The sequence below is a fragment of the Pedobacter sp. TM02 genome (assembly GCF_059705275.1).
In genome coordinates this window covers 769148-782900 of record NZ_AP046530.1, presented here as the reverse complement: position 1 = coordinate 782900, position 13753 = coordinate 769148, and the positions used below count along the sequence as shown (strand labels likewise).

Sequence of the window (13753 nt, the reverse complement as noted above, 5' to 3'; positions counted from 1 at the left end):
TATTCGTAGCCTGTCCTGTCGTTTGTAGAAAAGACAGGCTCTTATTTTTTTGTTTCATTATGGAATCTGCCTCTGTCTTCCATCATTATGTAAAAAAACTGACCGACAGCTAAGCTTATGAACACTACTGCCGATACATCCTGATCTGCCTCGGCAACAAGTTTTAAATAAACTTGCAAATCCGAACCCGAATTGTCAAATTTATCAGGTTTCAGCGCTTTCCGGAATATGAAGGCCGCGGGAACCACGACTATAAACCCATCTGATGAAAACACTCTACCCAACCAGGGGCGTGGACACTGTCCTTCGCCGCCTGCTTTTCAGCATAACAAAATATGCGGCAGCCTATCCAGGCCGCTTTGCCACGTTTTTGATGCTGTGCGCGCTCCTTCTAGGCCTTCCAACCAGCCTCCTGGCCCAGAAAACATCCGAAAATCCGATGAACTACCTTCGCACGGACCTGATCAGCCCATCGGCTACGGCCGGAAGCCTGGGCCGTTTCGGCGATGCATCTGTTAACCAGTCTAGCGGAGCGCCCAATCTTTCCATCCCGATCTACACGGTGTCCGGGCACGACCTGAGCGTTCCCGTTACGCTGAGCTACAGCTACGACGGCTTCAAGCCCGCACAGCCCAATGGCTGGACGGGACTAGGCTGGAGCCTGCAGGCCGGCGGGGTCATCACCCGCCAGATCAGGGGCCGGGTCGACGATATTGTTGATACGGAAAACCAACGGTTCGGAAGCAGCTATGTGCAGGGCAAGATTGTAGCCGCGGGAGGCTACGAATCCACCGATATGCAGAGCTTCCTGAAAGGTGTAATGGAGGGGGGCTATGACGGCGAGGCCGACATCTTCAGCTTCAACTTCGGCGGCTACTCCGGCAGGTTTACCTTGGTAAATGGCGTGTTTACCCTGTTTCCCTATTCCAAGCTGAAGATCAGCGGATCGGCGGCCGGCTTTACGATTACTACCGAAGACGGCACGAAATATAGTTTCGGAGATGTGGAACATACCAGCCCGAAGTCTACCTACAGCGGCCCGGGCAGCTACAACATCCCATACCACGTCTCGGCCTGGTACCTCACCTCGATTACCAACGCGGCCAATACCGAGGCCATCCGGTTCCTCTATACGACCGACACTTCCTACCCGCAGCTGGGCACCAACAGCCAGACCTACAAAAAGGTAGAAGACGTTTCCAGCGGAGGCTCCTCGCAGCTCTATGCACCCTATTTTGGCTTTTCGTCGTATATAGAGCCGGTCAGGCTGACAACGATCATTTCGGAGAAGCAGACGGTGGACTTTTCGGGGGGTGCCTCCCGCCAGGACATCCTGACAGGCCCGCCGGTCCTTGGCAGCATTACGGTTACCGACAACAACTCGGGAGAGGTTATCAAGAACTTCAGGTTCAGGTATGGCTACTTCGGAACCGGCACCTATCTGGAAAAATACCTCAAGCTGAAGAGCCTGGAAGAACTGCCGGGCTGGAAGGAGGGAGAAGTGCCGGACACGACCAAAAAACAGGTCCATACTTTCGACTACATAGCGGAGACCGGTTCCTATCCAAACAGGACGGAGGCCTTTGTAGACCACTACGGCTATTACAAGGGAGGCTCTTTCGGCAACATCATGATCCCGGACTATATCTATCCCAATGGGCCCAATCGCGATCCGAGTCCGCTTACGGCGCAGTTCGGGGCGCTCAAGAAAATCACCTATCCGACCGGTGGCAGCACGAGCTTTGACTACGAAGGCAACGTGGGCTTCAACGGAAAGGACTATGTCAAGATCCCAGGCAACCTCACCAGCTATGTCTACCGGCCAACTGGCGCCCCGCCACTGGACCACTTCGAGTCCGACTTCGAGAGCGGGAAGTTTACGATCAACTACGACCAGCGCGTAGGCATCAACCTGATCCGATATCCCAAATCCCTGACAGGAGACGGTATCGTTAAGGGCTCTTTTGATGTTCGTCTATACAAGGAGGTAGAAGACGGAATATACGCTTTCATAGACACGTGGAAGATATTAGAAGACACGGATAATGGTGGCATGATGAAATATTTCGACCTGTCGGCGGGAACGTATTACGTGCAGACCTTCATAGACGAAAACGAGCTGTCGATGACGGCGACCCTCGGCTACAGCAACAACAGTACTACGCCCATCGAAGGCAAGGCCGTCGGAGGCATCCGCATCAAACGGATCACCAACGATCCGGTTATTGGCCTTCCTACGGTGAAAAGCTACCGCTATACCGATGCCGCCGGCTTTTCGAGCGGTTCTGCAATGTCGGCGGTATACGACGAGAAGCTGCTTACGGAGATAACGGCAAGCCAGCTGAACCAGGTAACGACGGTAAATTCAAGGAACGTGAGCTCCTTCATTTCGGAAGGGGTCAACGGCGGGCACCCCAACTACTACCATACGGTGTTCGAAGACCTGGTGGCCGGCGCCGATACGCTGACCACCCGGAGCGACTATGTCTCTTTTGCAGGCAGCTTCAACGGCGTGCAGCCCCAAAGCGTCATAGTGTACAAGAATACGCCTACGGGATTGAAGCCTGTTAAAAAGACCGAGTACGAATACGACGAAAAGGCTACGGGCGGAACAACGGGAGTCAAGGCCTACAGGGACGTCGTCGTGACGATACTGCCCGGCGGGCAGTATCCGCCTCCCTTCGAGCACTATACGGCCGAGCTTTCGATGATGAGCTCCTACTGGCTCTACACGAAGAAGACGCGCGAGGTGAGCTACGAAGGCACCGACTCGCTGGTTACCGTTACGAACAACAGCTACGACCTGGCCGATACCAAGAACCTGGTGATGACAAGGACAACCGCATCCAATGGCGACCAGCTCATCAGCAAATTCAAATATCCAGAAAATTATACAACCGGAGTAAGTGGCAACTTTGTGTCCGCACATATCCTACGTCCAGCCTGGGAACAGCAGGTCTGGCGGAAGACAGGTGCCGATTCGGTGCTGGTGAGCGCGGGCATAACGGAATACAGCGCCTCCAATTTCAAGCCCGTGAAGCAGTATGCATTGGCCACGAAGGGAATAGCCGCGCTCAACGGCGAAGGGATGTCTGGAGGAAAATATAATAGCCTGCTCAGCGACAGCCGCTACGAGGAGCGCGTGGCCTACGGCTACGACGGCGCAGGGCGCCTGGTCAGCCAGCAGCTGGCCGGAGGAATTCCTGTTTCCTATCAATGGGCCTATCCGGCCAACACCAGCTATTCGACGGCGCTGGGCCAGAAGAACTACGTAATTGCCGAAGCGAAGAACGCGCTGCCGACCGAGTTCTACCACGAGAACTTCGAGGAATACAGCGGCGCGAGTTCGGGAACGGCGCATACCGGCGGCAGGTTCTACAGCGGCGACTTCTACGTTTCGTGGAGCATCCCGAACGCGCGCGCCTACGTGCTGAGCTACTGGTACCGCGACGGGGGCACCTGGAAGTACCGGGAACAGGCCTATACGGGCGCTGTTACGCTTGCCCTGGGCGATGCCATAGACGACGTGCGGATCCATCCCAAAGACGCCCAGCTGGGCACCTATGTGTACAGGAGCGGGGTAGGCATTTCTGCCTCCACCGATGCCAAGGGGCTGACCGCGTACAGCGAGTTCGACGAGTTCAACCGGCTGAAGAACGTGAAGGACCAGGACGGCAACATCGTCAAGAGCTACGAATACAACCTGGCGCACGAAACCTTCTATAACGATGCCGTGAGCGGCAGCTTTACCAGGAACAACTGTTCTTCCGGCACGGGTACCTCGGTAACCTATACCATACCTGCCAATACCTATTCGGCATATTCAAAGGCCGCTGCCAATGCGCTGGCCAATGCGGCCCTGGCCAACGGGGGGCAGGCCTATGCCAATGCCAACGGCACCTGCTCTGGAGTGGCCACAACGGCCATCAGCTACCTGAACTGGACCACGCCCTATACGCCGGGCGGCACGCCTTCGGCCTACATCTCTTCGCTGGCGGTCAGGGACGGCAGCGGCACCACGCTTTATACCTACAACACGGCGCAGCTGCAGGCGGGCATCACCGTTCCGCAGGGCGCCTACAGCTTCGTGATCACGGTATCGGGCATGGCCTGGGACCCGTGGACCGACCTGGGCTGGGCCAGCTGCTATGTGGTATCCGGCGCCTACTCGGCCGGGTTCGACAATACCACGTCCACCTATACGCTCACCGGCGTAACGCTGAACGGGGCCACGGCCACCATCAACCTCGACAACATCGCCTACCTCTAAACGAAACGCATCCATGAAAACAAGATATCTATTCCTCAGCATACTCCTGCTTGGCGCGCTCAGGGGCCTTGCCCAGAGCCCCAGCGGCGACAAAAACTACACGATGGAAACCATCGTCAGGGTGGCCGGCAAAACCGATGCCTCCATGCTCACAGGCCTGCCCGTGGGGCAGGCGAACCGCACCGTGCAGTACCTTGACGGGCTGGGAAGGCCCGTCCAGACGGTGCAGTGGAAGGCCAGCCCCCTGCAGCGGGACCTGGTACAGGTAACCGAGTACGACGCCTTTGGCCGCGAGACCAAAAAATACCTGCCCTATGCCGAGCAGACGGCAAGCGATGGAGCCTATAAAACGGGCGCCGTCGCGAACCAGGCGGGCTTCTACGGTGTTTCGACGGGCTGGGACGCCAATGTGGCCAAGACCCCCTATCCGTATAGCATTTCGGTGATGGAGCCCTCGCCTTTGGGCAGGGTGCTGGAGCAGGGCGCCCCGGGCGCGGCATGGCAGCCCTATAATGGAGCTATACCTAATTCTGGCCATACCGCAAGGCCCGGCTATGCCATCAATGCGGCGTCCGACGCCGTAAAACTCTGGCGGGTCAATCCCTCCGGGGCCTCCGCGTCGGCTAACTACCCTGCGGGCACGCTCTACAAGAGCATTGCCAAAGACGAGAACTGGAGCAGCGGAAAGGCCGGTACCAGCGAAGAGTACAGGGATACCGAAGGCCGGGTGGTGCTGAAGCGGGTATGGGAAACCGAAGGCACGGCGCTTGACACCTACTACGTCTACGACGCCTACGGCAGCCTGGCCTACGTGGTTCCCCCGGCTGTAACGGCCGCCAGCTTTACCGAGGCCGATGCCGTGTTCAAAAACTACGTCTACGGCTACCACTACGACGGCCGCAAGAGGCTGGTCGAAAAGAAGATCCCGGGCAAGGGATGGGAATACCTTGTATACAACAGGCTCAATCAGTTGGTGCTGACCCAGGACAGCGTGCAAAGGAACAACGGCCAGTGGTCCTTTGTTAAGTATGACGCGTTAGAAAGGCCAATCATAACAGGGATCTTAGGGAGCACTTCTACTAGGACAATGTGGCAAAGCGGAATGGATAGTCAGACGGTTTTCTGGGAAGCAAGAGACGATGTAAACTCCAATGGTAGTGGAACAGGTTACACCAATACAGCCTTGCCCTTGACAGATATAACGAACAGCCTTACTATCAGTTATTACGACGATTACGGTTTTTATGGCAACAGTTTTGGCCTGCCCGTGGCTTCGCAAGCCGGAATTGGGCGAACTATTGGACTGGCTACCGGTGCCAAGGTGAACATATTCGGGACCGGTAGTATGATACTTTCTGCCAACTATTACGATGTGGAGGGTAGGCTTGTGCAGTCGAAGAGCCAAAACCATCTTGGCGGAGCCGATGTTGTGGATAATACCTGGAACTTTGCTGGTGAGTTGACGGGCACGGTGCGCACCCATACCAAGCCAGGGACTACGGTGTCTATTGCCAATGCCTACGCCTACGACCATATGGGACGCAAGTCTCAAACCAAAGAAAACATCAACAGCCAGGGCGAAGTGGTGCTGAGCGAGATGCTGTACAACGAGATCGGCCAGCTGAGGGAGAAGAAACTGGCAAACGGCCTGCAGACTACCGGCTATGCCTACAACGAGCGGGGCTGGCTCAGAAGCAACCTCTCTCCGCAGTTCGACATGCAACTGAAATACGAGGACGGCACCGTTCCGCAGTACAACGGCAACATCTCGAACCAGCTATGGGGCTCGGCGGGCACATTCCCGAACAGTTTTGCGTACGGCTATGACAAGCTGAACAGGCTGGCCAGCGGGAGCAACTCGAGCATCGGCATGAGCGAAATCCTCACGTACGATGCCATGGGCAACATCGCCACGCTGACCAGGGACGGCAGCACAGGCAACTACAGCTATACGGGCAACCAGCTGAACAGCGTCAGCGGAGGCAGCATGGCCACGGGCGCCTATGCCTACGACGGCAACGGAAACGCGACCACGGCCACGGTAGGGCCTTCGAGGACTTCGGTGAGCCTATCGTACAACCAGCTGAACCTGCCGGCCACGGTATCGGGCGGGGGCATCGGTCTGGCCTATCTCTATGACGCCACCGGCAACAAGCTGAGAAAAACGAACAGTGCAAATGGTACGGTAACCGACTACGTGGACGGCATACATTACACCAATGGAATCATAGACTTCATCCAGACCGAAGTGGGCATTGCCCAGAACAATGGGGACACCTACAGCTACCGCTACCACCTGGCGGACCACCTTGGAAACGTTCGCTACGTTTTCGATACTTATGGAGGAGCTGTGCGTAGGCTCCAAGAGGACAACTACTACCCCTTCGGGCTACGCAGATCGGCAGGAAGTCCCGTATCGCTGGAAAACAAGAGCCTGTACAATGGCAAGGAATTGCAGGAGGAACTTGAGCAGTACGATTTTGGCGCCAGGTTCTATGATCCGATAATTGGAAGGTGGAATGCTGTAGACCCATTGGCGGAAAAATTCAAAAAATGGAACCCGTACAATTATGCAATCAATAATCCCATTCGATTTATAGATATTGATGGGAGAGAAATAAAAGCCATTCCAAATGGAGTTTATTTAAATGGAGAAGATGCACAATTGCTTTTTGCTTCTGTACAAAATCAAGTTAGGGAGACAGGAGAAATAAAAGGGATACATTTTGTAAGTGAAGCTTTGACGCCCAATATCTTTAAAAACACAATAAACGCATTAAAAAGGGGTAAACCATCAACACTACATTATGATCCTTTGAAAGGTAGAAGAGAAGAAGCCCTAAAGGGTTACCCACCGGAAAGCCGACAGCTTCAAAGAGATGAATATCCATATGCATCTACGAGAGAGGGAGGTCTAGGTGCTGTAGTAGCTTATGTCCCTGGCATGGAAAATGCTATACAAGGTGCACAACTTAAAACACTATATAGTAAACTTCAAAGAGGTGATGCGTTTTTAGTTGTTCCCCTTCCAAACAATGACCCACAAAAAGAACCAGTTCCAAATCCTAATCCATTTTTACTTCCTGAGTCATCTAAGGAAACAACAAAGAAAGTGGCTACCGGGGCAACGGTATTAGCAACGCTTTATGTTATTTATAAGGTAATTGTTGGTGTTGGAACTTGGGAGTGTGGTGGATGTGGTATTTTAGTAACTCCTTAATAATGGTTAACAAATTGAAATACATAAATATTTTCTTTATTTTATGTTGCATTTCATGCAATATATATAAAAACAGAGTAACAATGAGTAAGTATAAATTTGATTTTAGAACTGATTATTCACAGTTCTATATTGGTGATAAGACAACAAAGGAAGAAATTGGTATGGCTAATTTTTGGAACACGGAATCCTTTATGGATAGACTTGCCATAGCACATGACATTATGGGCGTCGGTATTGAAAGCTATGACCATGCCAAAGGAGAAATTGATGTTTTATCCAGTGAGACAATCAATTTTGATCCTTCCCTATATGACCATATAGTTGAAGGGTCAATTACTTTGCATTCAGGAACATTACAAATAAAAAACTGCACTGAAAATAAGGTAATACTAGAAATCAATATCAAACCTGGAGATTATCGGGTTCGTATTTATTCATCAGGCCTTGAAGACAATGACAAGAAAAATGAATTTTATAAAATTGAAATATGGCCAGGGGATATTAAAGGCCGGAAAGTAATTAAAAGATATGAATAACCGTGCAATTTAAAAGGAGTTCTGCATTGGTTGCGGAACTCCTTTTGCTTACAGACTGTTCAAAAGTGTTATAATGCCTTTCGGGGATGCCGGTATCTTTACTGTAACTTTCATTCGGTAGCTTCATCAATTATAAGTCCCGCAGGTCCAGGAATTGCCCTGTTTCATTCTCGGGAAAACAATATTCAAAAATCTTAGGTCCCTCCAGGGACTCATCGACCTTGGCAATGAGCTCGATATTAAGCTCCGCCGGCCTCGAAAAGACCAGGGCTATCTGGCCATTGAAAATATCGGCGAATGTTCCTTTCTGCTTTATACGAAGGGCTGTTCGGACCGGGCGGTGAACATCTAGAACTTTGCGGGCGAGCTGACCGGCTCGGTCAGCGCCCACGCCAAGCCGGGTACTTCGGTGTCCATTGCCAATGCCTATGCCTACGACCACATGGGGCGCAGGGTGCTGGCCAAAGAGAACATCAACAGCCAGGGCGAGGTGGTGCTGAGCGAGATGCTCTACAACGAGATCGGCCAGCTGAAGCAAAAGAAGCTGGCCAACGGCCTTCAGGCCACGGCCTATACCTACAACGAGCGGGGCTGGCTGAAAGGCTCAACCAGCGGAGAATTCAGCATGGCGTTAAAATATGAAGACGGTACCATGCCCCAGTACAACGGCAACATCTCCAACCAGCTGTGGGGCTCGGCAAGCTCTTTCCCGAACAGTTTTGTTTACGGCTACGACAAGCTGAACAGGCTGGCCAGCGGCAGCAACTCGAGCATCGGCATGAGCGAAAGCCTTACCTACGACGTAATGGGCAACATCGCCACGCTGACCAGGGACGGCAGCACGGGTACCTATGGCTATACGGGCAACCAGCTGAACAGCGTAAGCGGAGGCAGCATGGCTACGGGAACCTACGCCTACGACGGCAACGGCAACGCCACCACGGCCACGGTGGGGCTTTCGAGGACTTCGGTAAGCCTTTCGTACAACCAGCTGAACCTGCCGGCAACGGTGTCGGGCGGGGGCATCGGGCTGGCCTACCTATACGACGCCACGGGCGCCAAGCTGAGGAAGGCGAACACTGTCAGCGGAACCGTTACGGACTATATAGACGGCATCCAGTATACCAACGGCTCCATAGATTTCATCCAGACGGAAACAGGCACTGCCCAGAACAACGGGGGCACCTACAGCTACCGCTACAACCTGACGGACCACCTTGGCAACGTACGCTACACCTTCGACATCTACGGCGGTGCGGTGCGCAGGCTGCAGGAGGACAACTACTACCCGTTCGGCCTGAGGAAGTCGGCAGGGAGCCCCGTATCGCTGAACAACAAGTACCTGTACAACGGCAAGGAGCTGCAGCAGGAGCTGGAGGCTTACGACTACGGGGCGAGGTTCTATGATCCGATAATTGGAAGGTGGAACGTGGTAGATCCTTTAGTCGAGGTAGGGCAAGAGAGCACCTCGCCTTATATCTATGTGTTTAATAACCCCATCATGCTTACCGATCCGGATGGAAGGTTGCCTGATCCACCAGAGAAAGATCAAAAACTCTCTTTTTTGCCAAAAGAGGATCCGGATGGAGATCAGGTTGGAATTATTCGACAATCAAGAGCAGACCAACGCCTTTATTCTCCAAGAAAAGCAGCCATAGTAGACTTTACATATAAGTTATTAGATGGCCTTGGGTTTAATACCATTGATAATGCAATCTTCTCAAAAGAGAAACTAACGGCAGGAGATAAAGTTAACCTTGGATTTGCCATCCTATCAGCATTAGACCCTCCGATAGGTGGACGAGGAGGAAAAGCTAGTATACATGAGCCCGATCTTGGAATTAGAGCGGCAGAAATACATGCAGAAGTTTCTCCAGCAACACAAAGAAGAACAACAATTGCAGTAGGCAGTGCTACGGATGCCGCAGGAAATCCTGTTACTATTGTTGGTTCTAGTGAAGTAAACCTAAGAGCTCAACAGATAAAAGCATTAAAACCCGGAGAAGTTGCTGCTTCAGGTATAGGTCATGCCGAAGTCACCGTTATGAATTATGCAAAGGCAAATAATATGACGGTCACTAACATCGGAGCTAGCAGACCGATATGCTTCAACTGTGCATTGCAAATTCAGGCAAATGGAGTAGTTGCTGTTACTCCATACAAACCTGTTAAGCCCTCGAAGTAAATAAACTTATTTGTAATTTTGGATAAATATTATGGAAGTCTTTGAAAATGAAATAAAAGAGAAGCTGACATCGTTGACTTACGAAAAGAAATTGTTGTTTGCCTTGTTGACTTGTGAAAAACTCTATCCCAATTATCTATATTTCCAGAAGCGATGTAATTGGGGAAATCCAAATGCATTGCTTGAGGCAATAGCAGCAATGTACCAATCATTGTTCAGAAGCAATCCGCTTAGTCTATCGGAAATACATCATTACACCAAAGCGGTTGACTTGGCAACACCGGATACAGAAGACTTTTCAGACAGTTGGGTGTCGCCAGCTTTGGATGCGTGTACCGCTGTTTATAGTTCGTTAAATTTTATGATTGATCAGGATATGGAACATATTATAGATGTCGCAGTTTATGCCAGGGATACTGTTTATATGTATATTGTTAATAGAGATAACCTTGACATGAACATAAGAGGAATGGATGACAAAGTTTCAAACGACCCTTTGATGCTGCGAGAAATGAATAGGCAGGCCTCAATAGCAGATATGCTCAAAATATTGAAAGATAGCGATATGAGTGAAGAGTTAATACGGAATCTAAATCAGGGTTTGCCGATTATAGATATTTAATAATTGGCGGAATTAAAGCTGATAATGCAATCGTTTGTGGTTTTTCCAGCCTAGCACGTAATTCGTGGTGTTCAGGACTTTCGTCCTTGACCTGCATGTCGGTGGATACGCGAATCCAAATCCCAACTTTAATCAGTTCTTCCATTTTTTAGGCCAAGTTATCGAATATTATGGACCAAAGGGAATTGGCTTGGGCCTGTTCAATATCAAACTATTTTCCAATATTGGAATAAGAATAATATTTGGAGAAGCGTACACACAAAAAAAGAGCTTTTAGGAATCTAGCCAAATCTTAATAGGCCTGAATTTAAAATGCGATAGTACATGGGCCTGTGAGGAAACATCAAAAATCTTCGCCAGGTTTTTGATATCATCTTCGCTTCCCAAATCAAAATCAATTTTTTCGATAGCTTCTTTAAGCAGATGATCCGGCATAACAATATATGCGGCAAATGTATTTGCCTCTCGTTTCAAAATTTGTGTATGTTCGGAAAGGCACAGAATGTGCACTCCTGAAAATTGCATTGAAACCCTTGTCCATGAACATTGATGATTGTTCTCGATGCAGCGCCGGGTGGAGCAATAAGTAATTATGGTCATATAACATTTTCAAGAACTGACCCGCCAATAACTGTCGTTAAATAGATGTATAGATTAATAATTATATTGTTCTTAAACTTTGTTCTAGGAACATGCTTAAGAGCCCAAGAAAACAGAAAACCTGTTGTTTTGCAAAAGCCAATAAAGCTAGTAACTGCACCACCTATATTTTTAGATAGTCTGAAATTTCGGGAAAATCTTAAAAAATCAGACTTGTTAAAAGATATATTTAGGAACCTAGAGAAAGATACCGTAAGTCTAGTTTTCCAATATAGCTTCTCATTGGATAAGTCAGGTAATTTGAAACTGAATGTGCCTGATGAAAGACAAAGCTTAAACAATATTAATCGTTTTGTCGAAAAAAATCTTGCTGGTTCGAAGTGGAAAGCAGGCTATAAATTGAATTGTAAAAGTTGCAAGATAGGATATAAAGGAATGGTAGATATCATCTTTGATACAGAAGATCAGGAAATAACCTGCGAACTAAATGTATTTTTTTCAAATACATTTAGAGTTTTTTCATACATTATAAATATGAAGTAGCTTTTGCGGAATGGGTAATGTAGGTAGTGTGGAAAAAACAATTTGATTGACCCCTTCCGGCCAATTTCGGGACGTCACAAAATAGCTTGGTTACCACCTGATTAGCTATTGGATCATTTTTGGCGAAGAGGGGTCAATAGCTTGTAGTTTTTCCAACTCGATTAAATTATGAATATGAGATTATTAGTTTTTTTGATGTTGGTTTCTTTGAGCAATAACCTGTTTGCACAAAGCGAGCTAAAAAGGATGTTTGGCGCAAAAAACAGTGCGGAATATGAACAGTACCTGAAGAGGATAAGCGGTGGCACCTACGGCAATCCCCAAAGCGAATTCAGGTCTGATTTAAGCGCAATCATAGCCGGTTTCCTGGATCAGCATGTGAAATCGGAATACGCGAAGCGCAGGGAGACGGTTAGGGACAAATATTTTATTATCCAGCCCGATCTGTTGTGCGCACTGGTTGAAAACATCGATGTCGATAGCGTCAGGAAATCAGAAATGATGATGAATGAGGATTATGGACTGCTTACGATGGTGCCGGGAGGTTTTGGATTTTATAATTTTTCCAATATCCACAAGCAGGAAAATGTTGCAAATCCTGCCGACGTATCTGTAGGCTACGCCAATGGCATGATGGCTTTGAAATTACCAAAGGTGTATATTGATCAGTTCAACGCATTCCTGCGTGGCAACAGCTATCTGACCGGTAAACCAGACCGTTCATATGGAGACAGGAGCGCCTTTTTGCAGACAAAGCTGGCCCCTAACAATCCAAGCCGCACGCTTTTGGCTGGAGGCAGGGAATACATCGTCCGCTACGACTTTTATATCGATCGCGTGGTTTTCAATTTAAACAAAGATAAAGCGGTTCTGCAGTGCAGTTATTCGAACGGATCGACAGAATTCTATTTTGTAAAGCAGGGCAGCCAATGGAACCTGGTGAAGAAGTGGGATCTGATGATTTTCGATTGAGGTTGCCGAAAGTAATGTTGCCAGAAAATCCGGTAATGCCTTCCAAGGCAGAGCGCAATCTTGCCTGCCTCTGCAAAATACGCATGCTGCCCATCCATTTTTTAAAGGAATGGGAGAGGCATGCACGAATAAAATAAAACGACAACATTATTTATATGGACGACATTACATTTGGCCAGCTTACCAAAAAGGGTCTTTACGAAGGCTTTCTACACTGTCGAAAGAGTGCAGAGGAGCATCGGCTCTGTGCCAGGCTTATGGCAGAAAAGGAAATATTTGGCATAGCCAACTCGCACCTTATTCTGGGGGCTGAGGAAGCTATTAAAGCTATACTTATGATCCTGAGATTCTCTGGGACAACGTTAGATATATCTTCTATTAAGCCGTTTTTTCACAAACATGGTGCTAAGCATAAACAGGGTTTAAAAATGATGTTGGATGTTGCAAAGGTTAAAGGTCTTCCGGATTTGCTAATTATGGCCAGCCAGCTTATCAAATTAGCCAAAAGCAAAGCAACGATTGATGATGCCATGAAAAGCCTCAATTCATTGCTCCGCCCCATAGGGAACATGGACCAATGGTGGGCTGACGCGAACGATAAAAAGAATAATGGTTTTTATGTAGGGTATAACAAAGGATGGCAACCAACGACAATAGTTACAAAAGAGCACTATGAAGAAAGTGAAGCGCATACTACCTATATTTTTGAACTACTTGATCTGAGCTGGTCATTAAACGCCAATGATTTAAAGTACATTTAAGAGTATCGATAAATTTTTGCAATCTATCCCGAATGAATTGA

At 49.1% G+C, this 13753-nt stretch carries 10 protein-coding genes; 8 read left to right on the top strand and 2 right to left on the bottom strand.

Features of this window, described 5'->3' with window-relative positions; genetic code table 11:
- Positions 1–265: 265 nt before the first annotated feature.
- From AC6H1S_RS03410 to AC6H1S_RS03390, 5 genes are all read left to right on the top strand, one after another.
- Complete coding sequence (locus tag AC6H1S_RS03410) at positions 266–4270, top strand: DUF5977 domain-containing protein (RefSeq protein WP_497565116.1); 4005 nt, start codon at positions 266–268, stop codon at positions 4268–4270.
- A gap of 13 nt (positions 4271–4283) precedes the next feature.
- Positions 4284–7490 (top strand): DUF6443 domain-containing protein, encoded by a 3207-nt coding sequence (locus AC6H1S_RS03405; RefSeq protein WP_497565115.1) that lies wholly within the window; start codon positions 4284–4286, stop codon positions 7488–7490.
- Between the two features lie 83 nt (positions 7491–7573).
- On the top strand, positions 7574–8029 hold the full coding sequence (locus AC6H1S_RS03400; protein WP_497565114.1) for a hypothetical protein: 456 nt from the start codon (positions 7574–7576) through the stop codon (positions 8027–8029).
- Between the two features lie 409 nt (positions 8030–8438).
- Complete coding sequence (locus AC6H1S_RS03395) at positions 8439–10214, top strand: RHS repeat domain-containing protein (RefSeq protein ID WP_497565112.1); 1776 nt, start codon at positions 8439–8441, stop codon at positions 10212–10214.
- A 31-nt stretch (positions 10215–10245) separates the two neighbouring features.
- Positions 10246–10836, top strand: coding sequence for a DUF416 family protein (locus AC6H1S_RS03390; RefSeq protein ID WP_497565111.1), 591 nt, complete (start codon positions 10246–10248; stop codon positions 10834–10836).
- Here AC6H1S_RS03390 and AC6H1S_RS03385 read toward each other — a convergent pair.
- Both AC6H1S_RS03385 and AC6H1S_RS03380 read right to left on the bottom strand, forming a co-directional pair.
- On the bottom strand, positions 10823–10981 hold the full coding sequence (locus AC6H1S_RS03385) for a hypothetical protein (RefSeq protein ID WP_497565110.1): 159 nt from the start codon (positions 10979–10981) through the stop codon (positions 10823–10825). The two genes, AC6H1S_RS03390 and AC6H1S_RS03385, sit on opposite strands and share 14 nt — an antisense overlap.
- 128 nt (positions 10982–11109) lie before the next feature.
- Positions 11110–11436 carry an ImmA/IrrE family metallo-endopeptidase gene (locus AC6H1S_RS03380; RefSeq protein ID WP_497565109.1) on the bottom strand — a complete coding sequence of 109 codons (327 nt, stop codon included), beginning with the start codon at positions 11434–11436 and terminating at the stop codon, positions 11110–11112.
- Between the two features lie 45 nt (positions 11437–11481).
- Between AC6H1S_RS03380 and AC6H1S_RS03375 the strand changes: the two genes are divergently transcribed.
- The 3 genes from AC6H1S_RS03375 to AC6H1S_RS03365 all read left to right on the top strand — a co-directional run bounded on the left by AC6H1S_RS03375 (position 11482) and on the right by AC6H1S_RS03365 (position 13712).
- Complete coding sequence (locus tag AC6H1S_RS03375) at positions 11482–11979, top strand: hypothetical protein (RefSeq protein ID WP_497565108.1); 498 nt, start codon at positions 11482–11484, stop codon at positions 11977–11979.
- 174 nt (positions 11980–12153) lie between these two features.
- A complete protein-coding gene (locus AC6H1S_RS03370) occupies positions 12154–12951 on the top strand; it encodes a hypothetical protein (RefSeq protein ID WP_497565107.1) in 798 nt (265 codons plus the stop codon).
- A gap of 155 nt (positions 12952–13106) precedes the next feature.
- Entirely contained in the window at positions 13107–13712 is a 606-nt protein-coding gene (locus AC6H1S_RS03365) for an AbiV family abortive infection protein (protein ID WP_497565106.1), read from the top strand.
- Positions 13713–13753: the final 41 nt, after the last annotated feature.